Origin of the sequence: Pseudotabrizicola sp., from assembly GCF_030656345.1 — a bacterium.
Classification (GTDB): domain Bacteria; phylum Pseudomonadota; class Alphaproteobacteria; order Rhodobacterales; family Rhodobacteraceae; genus Pseudotabrizicola.
In genome coordinates this window covers 257110-275750 of the sequence record NZ_JAUSNR010000019.1, presented here as the reverse complement: position 1 = coordinate 275750, position 18641 = coordinate 257110, and the positions used below count along the sequence as shown (strand labels likewise).

21 protein-coding genes are annotated in these 18641 nt (G+C 61.2%); 15 read left to right on the top strand and 6 right to left on the bottom strand.

All coding sequences use genetic code 11. From position 1 onward, the window contains the following. Window positions 1–23 precede the first annotated feature (23 nt). Both Q7J44_RS11655 and Q7J44_RS11650 read left to right on the top strand, forming a co-directional pair. Window positions 24–578, top strand: coding sequence for an ActR/PrrA/RegA family redox response regulator transcription factor (locus Q7J44_RS11655; RefSeq protein WP_304880029.1), 555 nt, complete (start codon window positions 24–26; stop codon window positions 576–578). 75 nt (window positions 579–653) lie between these two features. Continuing rightward, complete coding sequence (locus Q7J44_RS11650; RefSeq protein WP_304880027.1) at window positions 654–968, top strand: H-NS histone family protein; 315 nt, start codon at window positions 654–656, stop codon at window positions 966–968. A 43-nt stretch (window positions 969–1011) separates the two neighbouring features. Here Q7J44_RS11650 and Q7J44_RS11645 read toward each other — a convergent pair whose 3' ends face one another. Then, window positions 1012–1608 (bottom strand): HD family hydrolase, encoded by a 597-nt coding sequence (locus Q7J44_RS11645; RefSeq protein ID WP_304880025.1) that lies wholly within the window; start codon window positions 1606–1608, stop codon window positions 1012–1014. Window positions 1609–1749: 141 nt separating this feature from the next. On the opposite strand from Q7J44_RS11645, the gene Q7J44_RS11640 reads away from it, so the two are divergent. From Q7J44_RS11640 to Q7J44_RS11630, 3 genes are all read left to right on the top strand, one after another. Beyond that, the gene (locus Q7J44_RS11640) at window positions 1750–2172 is read left to right on the top strand and encodes a hypothetical protein (protein WP_304880023.1); all 423 of its coding nucleotides are present in this window, start codon (window positions 1750–1752) and stop codon (window positions 2170–2172) included. Between the two features lie 96 nt (window positions 2173–2268). After that, window positions 2269–3654, top strand: coding sequence for an adenosylhomocysteinase (ahcY, locus tag Q7J44_RS11635; RefSeq protein ID WP_304880021.1), 1386 nt, complete (start codon window positions 2269–2271; stop codon window positions 3652–3654). Between the two features lie 185 nt (window positions 3655–3839). After that, window positions 3840–4181: a DUF2853 family protein gene (locus tag Q7J44_RS11630; RefSeq protein WP_304880019.1), complete on the top strand. Its 342-nt coding sequence runs from the start codon at window positions 3840–3842 to the stop codon at window positions 4179–4181. A 263-nt stretch (window positions 4182–4444) separates the two neighbouring features. Here the strand turns inward: Q7J44_RS11630 and Q7J44_RS11625 are convergent, their stop codons facing one another. From Q7J44_RS11625 to tsaD, 4 genes are read right to left on the bottom strand one after another with little or no spacing between them, the layout of a single operon-like run. Further along, the gene (locus Q7J44_RS11625; protein ID WP_304880017.1) at window positions 4445–4867 is read right to left on the bottom strand and encodes an EVE domain-containing protein; all 423 of its coding nucleotides are present in this window, start codon (window positions 4865–4867) and stop codon (window positions 4445–4447) included. Beyond that, complete coding sequence (locus tag Q7J44_RS11620; protein ID WP_304880015.1) at window positions 4864–5136, bottom strand: YciI family protein; 273 nt, start codon at window positions 5134–5136, stop codon at window positions 4864–4866. Before Q7J44_RS11620 ends, Q7J44_RS11625 begins: the two co-directional genes overlap by 4 nt. Before the next feature lie 3 nt (window positions 5137–5139). Next, window positions 5140–6114, bottom strand: coding sequence for an NAD(P)H-dependent glycerol-3-phosphate dehydrogenase (locus Q7J44_RS11615; protein WP_304880012.1), 975 nt, complete (start codon window positions 6112–6114; stop codon window positions 5140–5142). Further along, entirely contained in the window at window positions 6111–7202 is a 1092-nt protein-coding gene (gene tsaD / locus Q7J44_RS11610) for a tRNA (adenosine(37)-N6)-threonylcarbamoyltransferase complex transferase subunit TsaD (protein ID WP_304880010.1), read from the bottom strand. The genes Q7J44_RS11615 and tsaD overlap by 4 nt, the downstream gene beginning before the upstream one ends. Before the next feature lie 45 nt (window positions 7203–7247). Here tsaD and Q7J44_RS11605 point away from each other — a divergent pair, with 45 nt between their 5' ends. The 6 genes from Q7J44_RS11605 to Q7J44_RS11575 all read left to right on the top strand — a co-directional run bounded on the left by Q7J44_RS11605 (window position 7248) and on the right by Q7J44_RS11575 (window position 14390). Continuing rightward, on the top strand, window positions 7248–7982 hold the full coding sequence (locus Q7J44_RS11605) for a uroporphyrinogen-III synthase (RefSeq protein ID WP_304880009.1): 735 nt from the start codon (window positions 7248–7250) through the stop codon (window positions 7980–7982). 82 nt (window positions 7983–8064) lie between these two features. Further along, window positions 8065–9321, top strand: coding sequence for a hypothetical protein (locus Q7J44_RS11600; protein WP_304880007.1), 1257 nt, complete (start codon window positions 8065–8067; stop codon window positions 9319–9321). Between the two features lie 9 nt (window positions 9322–9330). Continuing rightward, window positions 9331–10800 carry a heme biosynthesis protein HemY gene (locus tag Q7J44_RS11595; RefSeq protein WP_304880005.1) on the top strand — a complete coding sequence of 490 codons (1470 nt, stop codon included), beginning with the start codon at window positions 9331–9333 and terminating at the stop codon, window positions 10798–10800. A gap of 189 nt (window positions 10801–10989) precedes the next feature. Further along, on the top strand, window positions 10990–11649 hold the full coding sequence (locus Q7J44_RS11590) for a helix-turn-helix domain-containing protein (protein WP_304880003.1): 660 nt from the start codon (window positions 10990–10992) through the stop codon (window positions 11647–11649). A 691-nt stretch (window positions 11650–12340) separates the two neighbouring features. Continuing rightward, window positions 12341–14029, top strand: coding sequence for a phage tail tape measure protein (locus tag Q7J44_RS23310; protein WP_370693001.1), 1689 nt, complete (start codon window positions 12341–12343; stop codon window positions 14027–14029). 76 nt (window positions 14030–14105) lie between these two features. Further along, complete coding sequence (locus Q7J44_RS11575) at window positions 14106–14390, top strand: hypothetical protein (protein ID WP_304880001.1); 285 nt, start codon at window positions 14106–14108, stop codon at window positions 14388–14390. On the opposite strand, the gene Q7J44_RS11570 is transcribed toward Q7J44_RS11575, so the two are convergent. Beyond that, complete coding sequence (locus Q7J44_RS11570) at window positions 14387–14722, bottom strand: Arc family DNA-binding protein (protein WP_304879999.1); 336 nt, start codon at window positions 14720–14722, stop codon at window positions 14387–14389. The two genes, Q7J44_RS11575 and Q7J44_RS11570, sit on opposite strands and share 4 nt — an antisense overlap. Window positions 14723–14823: 101 nt before the next feature. On the opposite strand from Q7J44_RS11570, the gene Q7J44_RS11565 reads away from it, so the two are divergent. The 4 genes from Q7J44_RS11565 (at window position 14824) to Q7J44_RS11550 (ending at window position 18433) form a co-directional block, all read left to right on the top strand. Beyond that, on the top strand, window positions 14824–14985 hold the full coding sequence (locus tag Q7J44_RS11565) for a DNA-binding protein (protein ID WP_304879996.1): 162 nt from the start codon (window positions 14824–14826) through the stop codon (window positions 14983–14985). 77 nt (window positions 14986–15062) lie between these two features. Next, window positions 15063–15656 carry a hypothetical protein gene (locus tag Q7J44_RS11560; RefSeq protein WP_304879995.1) on the top strand — a complete coding sequence of 198 codons (594 nt, stop codon included), beginning with the start codon at window positions 15063–15065 and terminating at the stop codon, window positions 15654–15656. A gap of 87 nt (window positions 15657–15743) precedes the next feature. Further along, on the top strand, window positions 15744–16295 hold the full coding sequence (locus Q7J44_RS11555; RefSeq protein WP_304879993.1) for a hypothetical protein: 552 nt from the start codon (window positions 15744–15746) through the stop codon (window positions 16293–16295). Then, window positions 16295–18433 (top strand): head maturation protease, ClpP-related, encoded by a 2139-nt coding sequence (locus Q7J44_RS11550; RefSeq protein WP_304879991.1) that lies wholly within the window; start codon window positions 16295–16297, stop codon window positions 18431–18433. Before Q7J44_RS11555 ends, Q7J44_RS11550 begins: the two co-directional genes overlap by 1 nt. Window positions 18434–18641: the final 208 nt, after the last annotated feature.

Here is an 18641-nt window from a genome sequence, read left to right as displayed (position 1 = left end):
ACAGAAAGAGCAGGGAGAAACAAATGGCTGAGGACATCACCGCAGATCTGGGTCCGGATCGTACTCTGCTTCTGGTCGATGACGATGAGCCGTTTGTCAAACGCCTTGCCCGCGCGATGGAGCGTCGGGGGTTCATTCCCGAAACGGCGGAAAGCGTCGCGGCCGGAAAGGCCATCGCCCAGTCGCGCCCCCCGGCCTATGCCGTGGTGGATCTGCGGCTGGAAGACGGCAACGGGCTGGATGTTGTCGAGGCGCTGCGCGAAAGGCGGCCCGATTGCCGTATTGTGGTGCTGACGGGATATGGCGCAATCGCAACGGCGGTTGCTGCGGTGAAAATTGGCGCGACCGATTATTTGTCAAAGCCTGCCGATGCCAATGATGTGACCAATGCGCTTCTGTGCAAAGGTGAATCGATGCCTGCGCCACCCGAAAACCCAATGTCTGCAGACCGGGTGCGGTGGGAACATATTCAGCGCGTTTACGAAATGTGTGATCGCAACGTGTCTGAAACCGCGCGCCGTCTGTCGATGCATCGCAGGACACTTCAGCGGATCCTTGCTAAGCGCGGACCGAAATAATCTTGCCACCTTGCTTGAAGAGCGATTGGTTTGCGACTAATCAGAGAATGAAGAATTCATGTAAGGGTACCAATGATGGACATTGATCTGAATGGAATGTCGCTTAAAGAGCTGAAGGAACTTCAGGCTCAGGTTGCAAAAGCGATTAACGGTTATGAAGACCGCAAGAAGAAAGAGGCTTTGGCAGAGCTGGACGAAAGGGCGCGCGCCATGGGTTTTTCACTGGCCGAACTTACGGGCCTGACCCCAACGCGCAAACGGTCGCCTGCTGTCGCCAAATACGCAAATCCGGCCGATGCGTCTGACACATGGTCGGGTCGCGGGCGCAAGCCGCGCTGGTTTGAAGCGGCGCTGAAAGCGGGCAAAAAGCCGGACGATCTGGCAATCTGATCTGCAAATGCCATCCTCGGGATGGCATTTTTTTTCTGATCCGTCACCCAAGCTCGGCGATCAGGTCCGCGTGGCGTTTGATGAAATCGCCACGCACCATCGCCGGGGAGCGCGGCTGCACCGTAAGGCCCGCGATAAGTGCGGCATCGGGCCTGCCAAAAAGCTTGTTGGCTTCCGGTTCTGAAAACCCCGCGATCAACACAGCCTCCATCCAGGCAGAAATGCGGTCAGCGGATTTGATCTGCGCCTTCACCGCTGCGGGCAAAATCGCCGGCAGACCGAATCGCAGATGAATGGCTGCGGTCAGCCGTTCATCCAGCGCGCCATATTCTGGGCCGACAGCGGATTTGACCGGCGAAATCATATCCCCGATCACATATTCCGGCGCATCATGCAGCAAAGCCGCAAGCTTCCACTTTGGCAAAACGCCCGGTTGCTGGCGGCAAAGGATCGTCTCAACCAAAAGTGAATGCTCGGCAACCGAATAGGGCCAGTCGCCATGGGTCTGGCCGTTCCACCGGGCCACAAAGGCCAGTCCGTGGGCAATATCCTCAATTTCGATATCCACCGGGGTAGGGTCCAGAAGATCCAGCCGCCGGCCGGACAGCATTCTTTGCCACGCGCGTTTGGGCTTCGCCAAAGTTAGTCTCCAGAGACAATTTCACCCGGTTGGTAACGCAGCATCGGTGCCGGATCAAATTCATTCAAAGCCCGTTTGCGGAACTTTTCCGGACCGGCGCCGTTTTGTTTGTGATTGTTTAAAGGAAAACGGAAGAGACACATGTTCAATCCGCTCCCATTTCTGGCCCTGTCCGCCGTTGCGCTTGGGTATTCCGGTGCGATAGAGCGCGTTGAGGCGAATTTTCAGGCCGACCCCGCCCCGGCGGTCACCGGCTTTGCTTCCGCGTCAAATCTCTCCGTACAGGATTTCGCCGCGTCGCTTCCCGAAACGCTGCAAGACCCGCTGTGCGACGCCCGTGAGCAGATCACCGAGGATCTTTCGCATGATTTCGCTGAAACGCTAGAGGCGTCATGGGCGCAGGATCAGGATGTGACCATCGAAGTCTGGACCTCTGATCTGATGGGCACTTGGACTGTTCTTCATGTCGAAAACGCCGGGCTGGCCTGCATCCTGTCCTCGGGTTTCGGCTGGACCGAGGGCATGACCGCGCAAGACGTGGTGCAGGACCATCCGCTGAGCTGATCCGGGGCGCGCATCCGCAGCATTGTCTGTTTTGCCGCGTTGTTTCAGCAAGGCTTCGATGATAAGGCCACGTTCAAATGACAGGAGTTTTTGAACATGGTTGACTACATCGTAAAGGACATCTCACTTGCCGAATTCGGGCGCAAAGAGCTGACCATCGCAGAAACCGAGATGCCTGGTCTGGTGGCCTGCCGCGAAGAGTTCGGGGCCAGCCAGCCGCTGAAAGGTGCACGCATCGTCGGATCGCTGCATATGACGATCCAGACCGCCGTTCTGATCGAAACCCTGACCGCGCTGGGCGCGGATGTGCGCTGGGCGTCGTGCAACATCTTTTCGACGCAGGATCACGCCGCCGCCGCGATTGCCGCAGGCGGCACGCCGGTGTTCGCCATCAAGGGCCAGACCCTGACCGAACATTGGGATTATCTGGACCGGTCCTTCATGTTCCCCGAAGGCGCGAACATGATCCTCGACGATGGCGGCGATGCCACGCTGTACGTGCTGCTCGGGGCCCGCGCCGAAGCGGGTGAGGAGATTCTGGCCGTCCCCGCCTCGGAGGAGGAAGAGGTGATCAAGGCGCAGATCCACAAGCGCATGAAAGAAAGCCCCGGCTGGTTCACCAAGACCAAGGCGGCGATCAAGGGCGTGTCCGAGGAAACCACCACCGGCGTTCACCGCTTGTATGATCTGCATAAAAAGGGCGCGCTGCCCTTCCCGGCGATCAACGTCAACGACTCTGTTACCAAGTCGAAGTTCGACAACAAATACGGCTGCAAGGAATCGCTGGTCGATGGCATCCGCCGCGCGACCGACACGATGATGGCCGGCAAGGTCGCGGTCGTCTGCGGTTACGGCGATGTGGGCAAAGGTTCGGCCGCGTCGCTTCAGGGGGCCGGTGCGCGCGTCAAGGTCACGGAAGTAGACCCGATCTGCGCGCTGCAGGCCGCGATGGACGGGTTTGAGGTGGTGCTGCTGGAAGATGTGGTGGCAAGCGCCGATATCTTCATCACCACCACCGGCAACAAGGACGTGATCCGCATCGAACATATCCGTGAGATGAAGGATATGGCGATTGTCGGCAATATTGGCCATTTCGACAATGAAATTCAGGTCGCCGCCCTGAAAAACCACAAATGGACCAATATCAAGGAACAGGTCGACATGATCGAAATGCCGAATGGCAATCGCATCATTCTGCTGTCCGAAGGTCGCCTGCTGAACCTTGGCAATGCCACCGGCCACCCGTCTTTTGTGATGTCGGCCTCTTTCACCAATCAGGTGCTGGCGCAGATTGAATTGTGGACCAAGGGGGAAGATTACAAACCCGGCGTCTATATTCTGCCCAAGGCGCTGGACGAAAAAGTGGCGCGCCTGCATCTGAAAAAAATCGGCGTGAAATTGACAGAACTGCGCCGCGATCAGGCGGATTATATCGGCGTTTCGGTTGATGGCCCGTTCAAGTCTGATCACTACCGCTACTGAACCAAGCCGACACAGCATGCCGCCCCATTGGGGCGGCATCCGCTGCAAATTCCGCGCCCGGCGCCGCATGCCGGTCGCTGTGACTTTTCCCTTGGTCGAAAACGCCTTTTCTGGCTAAAGTTTGCCCTGCCAGCGCGGAGCTACGCTCTGGCAGGGTGGAACCAGGACCGACAGGGACAAAAAGCATGAGCAAACGTGACGAATTGATCGCGAAATATGCGGAAGAACTTTCCACAAAATGCAACATGACGCCGGATATGGCATTGCTGACCAAAGTCACAATTGGCTGTGGTCCGGCGATTTACAGCGAGGATGCCTCGACCGTCGCGGGCACGGACCCGGCAGAGCTTGAAACCATCAGGAAGAACTTCCTGATGAAAAAGCTTGGACTTGAGGATGGGCCAAAGCTGATGGAAGCGCTCAATGCCGTGATTGATACCTATGGCAGATCAAACCGCAGCAAATACCGCGCCGTTGTCTATTATATGCTGGTCAAGCATTTCGGCAAAGAAGCCGCCTACAAATAGACTGGCCGGTCTCTTGTCTGGGCAACAGATGATTCGCAAAAGACAATCTGAAAAAATTCCTAAGCCCGGACAGTTTTACACGTACTGCGCTTGCGCAATTGCCCCGAAATCGCCTAGCGTCAAAGGTGACAGGCAGGATGCCTCGGACCCTTTTTCGGAACACGTGTGGTGCTAGGGGACACGTGGGGTGGATGGAGGGTCCTTTGATGCATTGGACCCTCCGTTTTCATAGTCTCATCCCGCGATAAGACGCGCTGCCGGTGTCAGTCGGGTTTCGTCTGTGCCATGTCGCAGACGATTGCCCATTCCTTCTCGGTCACCGGCTGCACCGACAGGCGGGTGCTTTTGACCAGCGCCATGTTTTCCAACCCGGGGGCGGCCTTGCAATCGTCCAGCGAAACCGGCCGCTTCACGGACTGAACCGCCTTTATCACCACGCAATCCCATCGCGGGTCATCGGTGGTGCTGTCCGGCGCGCTTGTCCGGATCACCTCGACAATGCCGACAATCTCTTTGCCGATATTGGAGTGATAGAAAAACCCGCGGTCACCCACCTTCATCGCGCGCATGTTGTTGCGGGCCTGATAATTTCTGACCCCGCCCCATTCCTCACCCGCCTCGCCGCGGGCGACCTGCTGATCCCAGCTCCAGGCATCAGGCTCTGACTTGAACAGCCAGAAATTCATCCGATCACCTTTTTCCATTCGCGGATCGACACGCTCTGGAACAGCCCGGCGCGTGCATAGGGGTCCGCCTCTGCCCAGGCTTGCGCCTGATCCATGGTGTCGACGCTCAGGATCACCAGACTGCCGGTCATGCGGCCTTCGGCATCCAGAAACGGACCGGCCATTTCAACAATGCCGCTGGCGGTGATATGCTCCAGATGGGCCGCGCGATTGTCGGTGCGGGTTTGCAGATGGTCGGGCTTGTCGATGCAGATCAGGGCGACGCGCATGGGTTACTCCTCTTTCAGCGGGCGGGACATCAGGGCCTGAATGGCACGGGGAATGGTTATGGTTCCGGCTGTCACCTCTGCCACCATGGTGGTGACGGGCATATCATCCGACAGGCCAAGGGCCAGCGTCTGGCGCAGAACGGCCTGCGATGTGGCCACGCCTTCGACCGTGACCGCAGGATCGGTGCGGTCACCGCGCCCGAGGGCCAGCCCATGGGAATAGTTGCGCGACTGGGCCGAGGTACAGGTCAGCACCAGATCACCCAGACCAGACAGCCCCATCAGGGTGTCTGGCCGCGCGCCCAGCCGGACCGAAAAGCGCACCATTTCGGCAAAGCCGCGCGCCATCAGGGCGGCCCGGGCGCTTTCGCCCAGGCCAGCACCCATGACGATTCCGGCGGCAATCGCGATCACATTCTTTAACGCACCACCCAGTTCGGCACCGACAACATCCGAATTGCGATAGATCCGCAGAATGGGGCCGGACAGCACGCCCTGCATATGCTGGCTGGCCGCGTCGTCGGTGCTGGCCAAGGTCAGGGCGGTGGCAAGGCCCTTTGCGATATCGGTAGCAAAACTGGGGCCTGTCAGGATCATCGGCGTGGCATGCGGACAGGCATCGGCGATCAGGGCAGTCGGGCCCTTTTGCGTGGCCAGATCCATGCCCTTGCAGCAGGCAACCAGCGCGCGGCCATCCAGCATCTTGCCGTGCAGGGTCAGAAAGCGGGAAAGCTGCTGCATCGGTACGGCCAGCAACACGGACGGGCAGTCCGCCAGATCGGCGATATCCGCTGTCACAGACACTGTTTTGGGTAGCGCGGCACCCGGCAGGCGATGCACTTGCCGGGTTTGGGCCATCGTTTCAACAACAGTCGCGTCCCGCGCCCAAAGCCGCACGTTTTGCCCCTGCTTTGCCAGCGCAATGGCCAGCGCCGCACCAAAGGCACCGGCACCCGCAAGACCAATGAGTGCGGTCATGCCTTGGCCCCCTTCTTGCCCGAGCCGATCATCGCCGGCGCGGTCGGGTCCAGTGGCCAGCGCGGTCGGGCGGTCAGGGTCATGTCATCGCGGTGGCCCAGCCGGAACCGTTCGATCCCCGCAAAGGCGATCATCGCCGCGTTGTCGGTGCACAGCCGCAACGGCGGGGCGAGAAACCGCACCGCCTTTGCATCACAAAGCGTCTCTAACGCGGCACGAATGGGCTGATTTGCGGCGACACCACCGGCAATGGCAAAGGCTGGAACCGCCGGGCCTGTGGCCAGATAGACTTCCAGCGCGCGGCGGGTCTTTTCGTGCAACACCGCCGTCATCGCGGTCTGAAAACCGGCGCACAGGTCCTGCCGGTCGGCCAGCGTTAACCCGCCCTTTTGCGCGATCACCCCGTCGCGTGCCCGCAGCACGGCGGTTTTCAGCCCCGAAAAAGACATGTCGCATCCCGGCCTGTCCAGCAGCGGGCGCGGCATCACAAAGCGCGCCGGATTGCCCTTTGCTGCCTGTCCCTCCACCGCCGGACCGCCCGGTTGCGGCAGGCCCAGCAGTTTGGCGATCTTGTCAAATGCCTCTCCCGGCGCGTCGTCGATGGTGCCGCCGATGCGGCGAAACGACTCTGGCCCGCCCACAATCAGGAACTGGCAATGACCACCCGACACCAGCAGCATCAGATAGGGAAAGGCCAGACCGTCGGTCAGGCGCGGCGTCAGCGCATGGCCGGCCAGATGGTTGACCCCGACCAGCGGCAACCCTGTGCCAGCTGATAACCCCTTTGCCAGCATCACGCCCGACAACACCCCGCCGATCAGCCCGGGGCCAGCCGTGACCGCAATCCCGTCAAGATCTGCAAAGCTGACCCCCGCCTCGGCCATCGCGCGTTCGACACAGAAATCGAGCCGTTCGACATGCGCCCGCGCGGCGATTTCGGGCACCACGCCACCAAACGCGGCATGCAGGTTGACCTGCCCCTCCACCACCGAAGACAGAATCCCGGTACTTTCCCCGCAGCGCACGATCGCGGCGGCCGAGTCATCGCAGCTTGATTCGATTCCAAGGAAGGTCAGGCTTTTGTGCATGGTCCGCCGTTGCGCCAGGGCATATCAGCAGGTAACACCCTAAGCATGCTCTCGCAATCCCGCGCCCTGCCAGTGTTGATCACCCGACCCGAGCCGCAGGCCAGCCGCTTCGCCTCTGCGCTGCGGGACAGATACGGCAACCGGGTTGACCCGGTGCTGACGCCGCTGCTGGAGCCAAGTTTCCTGACGCCTGATCTGCGCGGCATGTCCTTCCGGTCGGTTGTGCTGACATCTGAAACCGGCGCACGGGCGGCGGCGGCGCTTGCGGGGCTGCCAGCCCAAGCGTTTTGCGTGGGCGACAGGACCGCCGAAGTGGCCACAGACCTGGGGTTTCAGGCAATTTCCGCCAAAGGCGATGCCGGCGATCTGTTTCACCTGGTGCGGACCCAGCCGGAACACGCGCCGTTCCTGCACCTGCGGGGGCAGGACACGCGCGGCGATCTGGTGGCGCGGCTGGCCGGCGCAGGTCTGCGCGCCCATGACGCGGTTGTCTACGTGCAGCAGCCGGTCGCCCTGTCGCAAGACGCGGTCCGTGTCCTGTCTGCGGGCGGGCCAGTGATTGTGCCGCTGTTTTCGCCCCGCACTGCGACGCTGTTCCGCGCTGCCCTGCAATCGGAAATCCCGGACGAAACCGTGCTTTCCCGGCTGCGCATCATTGCATTCAGCGCCGCAGTGGCCGAAACCTTCACCGATTGCCAGGCCGGTCATCTTGCCATCGCCGCAGCACCCACGCTGGCGGAACTGTTCTTGGCGCTGGATCGTTTTATCTTCACCGCTTGATGCCCGGAGTGGTGCAGGATTAGGATTGCACCCAAGGGTCCACCGGCGACGCTCTCTCAATGTTAAAGTCAGGAATGTCAGAATGGCCAAACGCCCTCCTTCAAACCCAGCGGAAGAAGCGGATCTGGTAAAACCGGCAGAGCCTGTCGAACCGGCGGATGCAGAGATCGTAGAGTCGCCGGTGGCGGAGGCTGTGGACCCTGTGACCATGGAAGAACCGCAGCGCGCTGAAAGCACCGCCCCGGATCAGGAACCTGTGGTGCCGCAATTGCAGGGCCCTGCGGAGCCAGATGCCGTGGCCCCATTGCCGCCATCCGCATCAGCGCCATCGGAAAAATCTGGCGGCAGCGGGTTTCTGGGCACCGCTTTGGGCGGGGTGGTTGCCGCCGCCGCCGGTTATGCGCTGGCGATCTTTGTGCCTTTTCCCGGCATGGGCACCCCGGACGCTCCCGTGGCGACGCAGGCCGATGTGCAGGCGCTGGCGGGCCGGGTGGAGGTGCTTGAATCCGCGCCGGCCCCTGACGCAACCCATGCCGACCGGATTGCCGCGCTGGAATCGCGGCCGGAACAGGCTGCGCCAGAGCCGGACCTGTCTTCGCTGACAGACGCGCTGACCACGCTGGAAAGCCGCATTGCCGCCATCGAGTCGCGCCCGGCAGCTCTGTCGGGCGAAGGTGCCGCAGAGGAGGTGGTGGCTTTGGTCGAGTCCCTGCGTGCGCAGGTCGCCGAGATTGAAGCCTCCGGTGCCCGCTCGACCGCAGAGCTGGAGGCGTTGACCGCCCAGACCGAAGAGCGTCTGGCCGAGGCAGAAGCCCAAGCGGCAGCCCTGCGCGCCGAGGCAGAGGCGACAGCCGGTCGCGCAGTGACCGCAGCAGCGCTCAGCCGCGTGCAGGCAGCAGTGGAAAGCGGCGTGCCGTTTTCCGGGGCCCTGGCAGATCTGTCCGGCATTGAGGTTCCGCAAAGCCTGACCAGCCTTGCAGAAACCGGCGTGCCATCGCGCAAACTGCTGGAGGATGGCTTTCCACCTGCCGCCCGTGCTGCACTCGACGCATCGCGTCGCGCTGATATGGGCGACGGGTGGACCGAACGCCTTGGCAGCCTGTTTCAGGCCACAACCGGGGTACGCTCGCTGACCCCGCGCGAAGGCACCGATCCCGATGCCGTTCTGTCCCGCGCCGAAGCCGCTGTGGGCGCGGGCGACCTTGCCCGGGCGCTTGGCGAATTGCAGGGTCTGCCGCCGGAAGGGCTTGCCGAAATGGCGGAATGGTCTGCACTGGCGCAGCAGCGTCTGGATGCGCTCGAAGCGGTTGCGTCGCTGTCAGCCGCCTTGCAAGAATAGGATAAGCAGATGCTTTGGACATTGCTGAAAGTCGTTCTGTTTGTCTGTTTCATTGCGGCGCTGACCTTTGGCGCAGGTGTGCTTCTGGAAACCGGCGGCGGCATCCGGGTCGCCGTTGCGGGCTGGGAATTTACCCTTGGGCCGTTGCAGTCGGTCATCCTGACGCTGGTGCTGATCATTGCCCTTTGGGTGGTGTTCAAGATTGTCAGCTTTCTGGTGGCCGTCCTGCGCTTTTTGTCCGGCGACGAAACCGCCATCTCGCGCTATTTCGACCGCAACCGGGAACGTAAGGGCTATCAGGCGCTGACCGAAGGCTTTCTTGCCCTTGCTTCTGGCGAAGGCCGGGTTGCCATGGCGCGGGCGCAGCGGGCCGAACGCTATCTGGCCAAACCGGAACTGACCACTCTGCTGATGGCGCAATCGGCCGAAGCCTCGGGCGATACCAAGCGCGCTTCCGATGCCTACAAACGGCTGCTGTCCGACGACAAGACCCGCTTTGTCGGCGTCCGGGGCCTGATGAAGCAGAAGCTGGCCGAGGGTGATACCGATATGGCGCTGAAGCTGGCCGAAAAGGCCTTTGCGATGAAGCCGCGCCATGCCGAAACGCAGGATATCCTGCTGAAACTGCAGGCCGAAAGCGCCGACTGGAAGGGTGCGCGCCTGACGCTGGGTGCCAAGCTGAAGGCCGGCGAATTGCCGCGCGATGTCTACCGCCGCCGCGACGCCGTTCTGGCCCTGCAAGAGGCGAAGACCGTGATCGACGACACCGCCAGCATCGAGGCGCGCGAAGCCGCGATCGAAGCAAACCGCCTGTCCCCCGACCTGATTCCCGCCGCCGCCATGGCGGCACGCGGGCTGGTGGCAAAGGGCGACCGCAAGGGTGCCACCCGTGTGCTCAAAAAAGCGTGGTCGGTGCATCCGCACCCCGATCTGGCCGCCGCCTTTGCCGAGATTGAGCCGACCGAAACGCCGGTCGAACGGATCAAGCGGTTCCGGGCGCTGACCGATGTTCAGCGTGACCATGAGCAGACCCGGCTTTTGTTGGCCGAGCTTCACGTGTCCGCCGAAGATTTCCCTGCCGCCCGGCGCGACCTTGGCGACATCGTCACCACCCATCCGACGCAAAGGTCGCTGGCCATCATGGCCGCCATTGCGCGAGGCGAGGGTGAGGATGATTCCGTCGTCCGTGGCTGGCTGACCCGCGCCCTGACCGCCCCGCGCGGCCCGCAATGGTGCTGCGACAAGTGTCAGGCCATCCACGCAACCTGGCACCCGATCTGCGACAATTGCGGCGGGTTCGACACGCTCAGCTGGCGCGAACCACCCGAAACGACGGGCCCAAGCGCCACGGGCACCGAACTGCTGCCGCTGATTGTCGGCCAGCCCGCACCCATCGAGCCAGAGCCTGTAGAGCCGCCGCCTGAAGCATCGACAGCAGAAGACGCCGAGGTGATCCCAACCCAGCCCCGCCCGGACTGACCGGCGCGGGCAGCTTGCCCGCCGCAGGTGGTGACCTGCCAAATAAACGAAACGGAGGATGCGCGTGGTGCCCCAAGACGGAGCCCCGCAACGCCTGAAATTGCTGGATAACTCCACAAAAGTGGAGGCGAACCGGCTTACCAAGTATCAAGGGCTTACACGCGATTGGAAGCGCGAGCGGGTGGCGGCATGAGCCACAAAGCCACATCATGGGCCATTGGGGCCGGGCTTGGCATGGGTCTGACCGCTGGTGCAAAGCTGGTGCTGTTCCACCTTGCCGACCGTCACAACCCTGACCTGGGCTGCTTTCCATCGCAGGGGCGGCTGACCGCAGATTGTGAAGTGTCGCGGTCGCAGTTGAACGTCCATCTTGCCGCCCTTGAGGCCGCAGGCTTGATCCGACGTGTTCGGCAGATCGACCCCAAGACGCGGCAGCAGAAGCCGACCCGATACATGTTCGCATTCGAGGACGGTTTTGAGGCTCTGAAATCGAAGGATGCTAAAGGTTCGGATCAGGCGGAAATGCCTCTGAATTCAGATGAGCCGTGTCCGGAAACCGGACACGGAAAGCCGAGCAATCCCGTGTCCGATTTAGGGGCAATCCCGTGTCCGATTTTGGCCGAATCCCGTGTCCGGCCCGCCGGACACAAACCTGTAAGAGAACCTGTAAGAGAACCTGGTGCGCGCGAGCCTGACGAAGGCGACGGCATGGCGAGGTTTTGGGCTGAGAAAATAAGGAAGGGAAAATTTATCCCGCCCAGCGCCATCAAACCAACCATGGGCAGAGAAATGATCAGGCTTGGACTGGTGAGCCAGAGCGAGCTGGCCGGCGTCGGGGTGCAGGTATGACGCGCCGATCGGCCAAGGATCACCGCCTTGCCCCCGCCCTTCACCCGTTTTTCGGTGAAAGCAGGGAGGATAGGGAGGATAGACCCTCGATCAGGGAGGATGTTGCACGGGGGTGCGGGGGAAATTGTGCCAATGCTTTCCAAGCCTTACGGCGGCTCAGGGAGGATAGGGAGCATAGGGAGGATCTTTTCAACCTATGCACGGGCGCGCGCGCGCGCAGAAGTGTGGCAGTCTGCCAGCCTGACAGCGATCATGGGGTAAAGAGCTTCTTACGCGTTAGTTGTAAAATATCCTCCCTATGCTCCCTATCCTCCCTGAAAGGGTTGTTTGTTGTTGTGAAACAACAGGTTGTGGAAACAGCCTTTTCGAAAAAGATCCTCCCTGATCTGGCATTCATCCTCCCTATCCTCCCTGCCAGATCATCAGAAAATCAATATATAGATGTAAAGCCCACACTGGCACAAAATATAGGGACTGCAGCCGGGACGCAGCTGCCCTTATTGCCCAGATTGCCCGGGTCTGGCCTGGGCCAAGCGCCATCTGGTCGAGGTGCCCCCCTTTCCGGGTCCTTCCGGGGCGATCTGTATACGGTGCTGCAAAGCGTGTTTGCTTCACTGTTGCAGGTTTTTCAAAGGGTGCAACACTGCAACAATCATTACAGCCGTGCAACTTCTGAAAGGATTGCAACAAAATGAGCGACCAAGTTTCTGTTCGGCTGGCCGTGGTAGGCGGCAGCCAGTTCCGCAGCGAGCTGCGCACCGCCGGTAGCGATGGTGCCAGATCCATGCAGATGATTGCGGCGGGCGGGCGCAACCTGTCGCCCGTCTTCCAGCAGGTGGGACGGGAAGCCGCGATGATGTTCGGAGCGGTAGCAGGCGGCGCGCCTGCGACCGCCACGCTGGTCTCGGGCCTGGGCCGCGCAGCGATGGCCGGGGCAGCCTTTGGCGGACCCGTGGGCATTATCGCGGCGGGCATGGCCACGCTGGTGCCGTTGCTGTTCTCGGGGGGTAAGGGGGCCGCTGAGATGGCGGCAGGCATGAAGCAGGCCGAAGGGTCCATCGGTGCCGTCAATGGCGCTGTGTCTGCGCTCGAGGCGGTGCAGCGCACCTATGTCGATACCATAAATTCGCAGGGCGGCGCATCGTCCGAGGCGGCCCGCCTGGTCATCGCAAATTCGCAGGCGGAGTTTGACGCGCGCAAGCAGCTGCTGGCGCTCGAACTAGAGCTGCTTAAGACGCGCGGGCGGACACAGGCGGCAGAGCTGAGGGAGAACGAGGGGAAATTTCGTAAAGACTATCAGAAGGCGCTTGGCGTGGCCGAAGAGGTCGGCAGCGGCCCCAGCGGTTACACGGGCGATGCGGCGGCAGAGGCCGCTTACAGACTGGCAGGTGTGCGCCGTCCGGATGGACAGGCGCAGCAGGTGCTTGACGAAGCGATGAGGCAAAACAAGGAGCGACTTCTGGACATGCGCCGCCTTCGTGCGGAGGCGACTTTGACGGGGCTTGCCATTTCGAAAACCGAAGAGGCGATGGCGACCACGTTCAAGGACATCACGACCGGCGACCCTGGCAAGCCCAATGCGACGGGCGGGGGTAAAGGGGGCGGCGGCGGTGGCAGCGCGGTCAACAAGGCCGTGGAAGAGGGCAAGAAGATCTTTGACGAAACCCGCACCGCAGCTGAGCGCTATGCGGCGCAGATGGCCAAGCTCAATGAGCTGATGGCGCAGGGGGCAATCGACCAGGAGACCTACAACCGCAAGGCCGCCACCCTGCGGTCAGAGTTTGAGAGCGCCAACAAGTTTGCCCAGGGCGTGGCGGGACAGATCAAGGGCAGCATGACGGCGCTGTTTGATTCGATCGTCGAGGGCGGCGGCAAGGCCGGGGAGGTGATCGAGGGTCTGGGCAAAAAGCTGCTGTCCATGGCGCTGCAGGAATCCAGCTTCCGCCTGCTGTCGCGGCTGTTACCTGGCACGTTCGGCGCCGAGGGGTTTATCCCGCTTTTGGCCAATGCCAACGGCAACGCATTCGGTGGTGGCCGGGTGATCCCCTTTGCCGCTGGTGGCGTGGTCAGCAGCCCAACCATGTTCCCAATGCGCGGCGGCACCGGCCTGATGGGCGAGGCAGGACCAGAGGCGATCATGCCGCTGACCCGGATCGGCGGCAAGCTGGGGGTTCGGGCTGCCGGTGGCGGCGGCGGGGGTGCAGGGACCGTGGTGAACGTGATCAACAATTCGGGCCAGCCGGTCCGGGAAGAGCGTGAGCGCGGCCCCAACGGCGAAGAGATGGTGCGCGTCGTCGTGGGTGATCAGCTGGCCAAGGGGCGGCACGATGGCTCTATGGGCCGATTTGGCGCGCGCCCTCAGAAGGTGCGGCGCGGATAGCGCCCAAACATACGCAGCGGCCCGCATCGGGCCGCTGGATGGCCTTGCGCCGATTTTTGACCGGGAGACGTAGCCGATGACCGCAGAGACCCCTGAGAAAGGCGCTACGGCGCTTGTCGGCCCCCACCTGGTGGAGGTCCAAACACTGGAGCTGACCGTCAGGATGGCCCGCGATCACGGCATTGACTACCTGACTGTGGTGGATGTGATGTTCCGCACCGTCCTGGAGCGGGTTGTGGTGGCCCTTGGGCCAGAGACGGCGGCGCGATACCTGCGGCAGAACGCGGATCTGGTGGAGCGGGCGGCGCGGTCGATCGACAGCAACGGGCTGAGCGAGATGCCAGCGCAGGGCGAGGCTTAGGACTTCGCAGGCTTGATTTCGTTTTCTTCGACCTTCATTCGCTTATCGGCTTTGTATTCTTCGGCAATAATTTCCGTCGCACGTTCGCTAAGCGTGAAGGCTAAGTGATCTGCATAGGCGGGTGTGATCAGGTGCGGCGCTACACTTCGGATGAAGGCCGCAAACGCGGTCAGGTCAGGCCCCGATGCAGGATAGAGATATTCAAGACCGGCAACGATTTCCGCATTCATTGAACGGTTGTTTCGATCCGCAACTGCCTTGATCCGATCACGCATTCCGTCCGGAAGTCGCAAAACAAACTTTTCACTGTCTCGGGCTGTTGGGGCTGCCATGGCGATTCCTGAATTTTGAGGCACGGTGCCACAACTTCGCGCTTGACGAAATGCAGGCACGGTGCCACACATGGCGGGCACGGTGCCACATAGGTGATAGAATGACCGATCGAAAGCCCCTCCAATTGCGCTTGCCCACGAACGTCAAAGCATGGCTCGAGGCTGAAACCGCCAAGACCGGCGCTTCGATGAACAGCGAAGTGGTGCGGATCATCCTAGCCGAAATCGACCGGCGCGCCCTGCCCCAAACCGCCAAAGCCTAAACCTAAAAAGACCAGCCAAATCGGAATAACCCCGCGCCGGGGAACGGCGTAGCCATGTCTGATTAAGGTATCATCTAATGAACAAGATCCATAACACCGACTCGGTGAACGATGCTGCTTTGGGCGCTCGCAAGCCAACTAAAGGCCCCCGCCGCGCAACAGTGAGTGACGCAGGTTTGCCAAGGGCCCATTCGCCTGCGCCACATCCTTCGGGACCATCACGCTTGTTTCGGGAGTGGCAGCTTTGCCATTCGCAGCTCAACGCTGTGCAAGACGAGGACTCAGCCGAGTATAAACGGCTGTGCAAGGAATTTGACCGGCTTGAGGCCGAGATTGAAAAGCGCCCCCAGATTACGGCGGTTGATCTTGCCGAGCTGTTCATCGTGCTGAGCGTAAATTTCACGGTGGTGCCGCAAGACTTCGACACCGCCTGCATGAACCTGACGCGCGGCGAGGCGAGTTGGGATATGAACAGCCCCCGGGTTTTGGACGACGAGCTGAACGAGTGCTACCGGGAAGCGGTGGTCCTGGTCGGGCTGGCGCAGGCGCTTGACAAAATGGTCTGCCTGATCGGCCCGAAGGGGCAACCCGTTGTTTCCGTTATAGAAGCCACGTTGGCAAAGGCCAGTGCGCTTGAGGCGGCGTTGGATGCAGCGCGGGAGCTGGCGTAATCTTACAATCCATATTGTAAAAATTCTTGACAGTGCACCAGGGTCGCGCCATGCAATATACCAAACGTTGTAAAAGGAGAATTGAAAATGAAGCGAGCCGCGATAGCGTTCTGTGTCGATGTCGATCCTCGCAGGTTCGATCACTATGTCTTTCGCGACAAGCTCCCATTTCCCGCCCCTGTGCCACCCGCGAACTACACTTTGGAAAATGCCTATGACCTGCGGCTTTTCCTCGACCTGATGACACAGGGCGGTGTGTCCATGGATCAGGCCTCCGAGATTGTCGCGAGTGGCACCGATAAGCTGATGGTCCATCCCCTCAACCAAAACCCGGGTGCTGCTGATCTCTGGGTTGGGGCGGCGCTGATCCATGATCCCGACCTTGGCGAAGGCAACGACGCGTTTCATACTTTCTTTGTCGCTGGGACAATGATCGAACTTGCGGTCGACGCTGAAGCGACTGCGAAAGAGTATGGCGACAAATCCCGTCTCATGCGCGTTATCGCTGCAAACGCTTCGGCTGCCGCGCGCCTCGTTGCTGCCCGTGCCCATGAAATGGGGCTACCTGAAGCCGCTGACATTCCGCAAATCGAAACGCGGGCCGCCTACAATGTCAGCATTGGACGCGGGGAGCGGTGATGAACACTCTCTACCTCTATGGTTCGGTCGGGGAGTCCTGTTTCGGCGAGGAATTTTTCACGCCTTCGACCGTGCGGGATAACTTGGCGGGCATGCCGGGGCCGATAACCGTTCGGATCAATTCGGGAGGTGGTTTCGCAACATACGGTCAGACAATCTACAATCTGTTGCGCAGCCATAACGGCGAAAAACACGTTATCATCGACGGATTAGCTGCATCGGCGGCAAGCCTGATTGCTATGGCAGGCGACCGGATCACGATGCTTGATGGCTCGATTCTGATGATCCATGACCCGGCAACGGATTACGTCGAGGGGCGCGGCACTGAGGATGAACACCGTCGCACAGCGGATAGTCTTGCCCTCTGTGCCAATGCCTATGCCGTGATCTACGCCAAGCGGGCCGGAATCACGTTCGAGGCCGCGCGCGAGATCATGCGGGCCGAAACCTACTTCGACGGCGCGGCAGCACTGGCCGCAGGCTTCTGTGATGACCTTGATGACGAACAAGCCGCAGAGCCGTCCGCCTTTGATCTGAGCCTCTTGCACAATGCCCCCCAGCGCTTGGTGGCGCTGGCGCGCAATAACGGTTGGGCGACCGCTTCGCCTGATGAAACAGACAGGAGTTTCGACATGTTGGATCACAATGGCCGGAAGGCCCCGTCTGCGCAGCTGCAGGCGAAGGTGCTGGCGTCTATCCGGGGTAAGGGGAACAAGGCCGCAAACGCGGAAATGCTGACGGCATTCTTCCCCCTGATGGTGGAAGGAGTGCACCCTGGCACGCAGGCGACCTTGTTTCAGCGGATCAAGGATCTGGTCGATGCTACCGGCAAAGCCGATGACCTTGCTGACATCGTGCTGGAAATCGCAACGCAGCTATTCGGTGAGCAAGACCCGGAAGATGATGAGCAAGAGGACACCCCTGCACAGGCAAAAGCGAAGGGGCTTTTGCTGAATGCCGCGCTGCAAAAGGCCGTGGAAGTGGTCGTTGCTCGCGAGGCACAAGAGCAGCCCTTGACGCGTCATATCCGGAACAATACGCCGTGGAACCGGTTTGGCGGGCAGGATCAGGGCACCACGATGCGGATCGGGATGACCAGCGCACTGGTCGCACGCATGACCGGCGCAAAGCAAGTCAGCGGGCCGGCGCAGCAATACATGGGCATGAGCTTTCCCGAAATGGTGGCGACCCATATCGGGCACCGCGGGAGCCTGCGCACCGCGGGCGATCGGCAGCGCGTGATTGAAATGGGCTTGGGGTCGCACAGCACTTCCGACTTCCCGGCGGTTTTTGAAAACGCGTTGAACAAGTCGCTGCGCAATTCTTATGACGCAGCCCCCTCGAGCTACCGCTTGATTGCCGATGAGCGACCATTCCGCGACTTCCGCCCCCATTCGGTTGTGGGTGTTGGTGATTTTCCGATGCTCGAGCGGGTATCTGAAACAGGCGAGATCAAGGCTGGAACGATTTCGGAGAGCAAGGAATCGCTCTTGCTTCTGGCCTATGCCAAGCAGTTCCGCCTTTCCCGCCAGATGTTGATTGATGACGATCTGGGCGTGGTTGACCGTATCTTGTCCGAACGGGGCCGTGCGGTTGCGGCATTCGAGGACAAGATCTTTTACGAGATGATGCTGTCCGGGGCGGGGGGCGATGGCCCTACCCTGTTGCAGACCGGCCGTCAGGTTTTCAATACCACGGATCTGAGCAAGGCCGGCACGGCAGCAGCGCTGTCACTGACGTCTCTGGGGGCGGCATGGGCTCCACTGCGCAAGCGCAAATCGCTTGATGGCGAAGACCTCGAGCTGACGCCTGCAATCCTGCTGGTCGGGCCGGATAAGGAGCTCGAGGCCCTGCAGCTTGTGGCCGATATCACCGCCAACGAATCGGGCAAGGTCAATCCCTTTGCGGGCAAGCTGCAAGTAGTGGTCACGGCGAAGATCACCGGCAATGCCTGGTATGTTTTTGCCGACCCCAGCGCGGCCCCCTGCTTTGTCTACGGCTTCCTCGAGGGCGAGGAAGGCCCCCGGATGCGCATGGATGAGCCGTTCGGCCAACAGGGCATGGCGTGGTCTGTCGAGCTGGATTTTGGCTGCGGAGCAATCGACTTCCGGGGCGGCTTCAAGAACGCCGGGGCATAAGCCCCAGCGACGGAATAGGGGTTCGCGCTCTTTGTCCCCTATGGCCCAGCGGGCGGTGGCTTAAAACACCCGCCGTAGGTTGGCGCTCTTGCCAGAGGCAGCCAACCCACAAGAGGCCGGAAGGGCGATTTGAGCCGCCCTTCCGGTCCCCTGACCCCGTTCCTGCCGGAACAGCGTTGCGGCACCGTCGCAATGACCGGACGCTTAT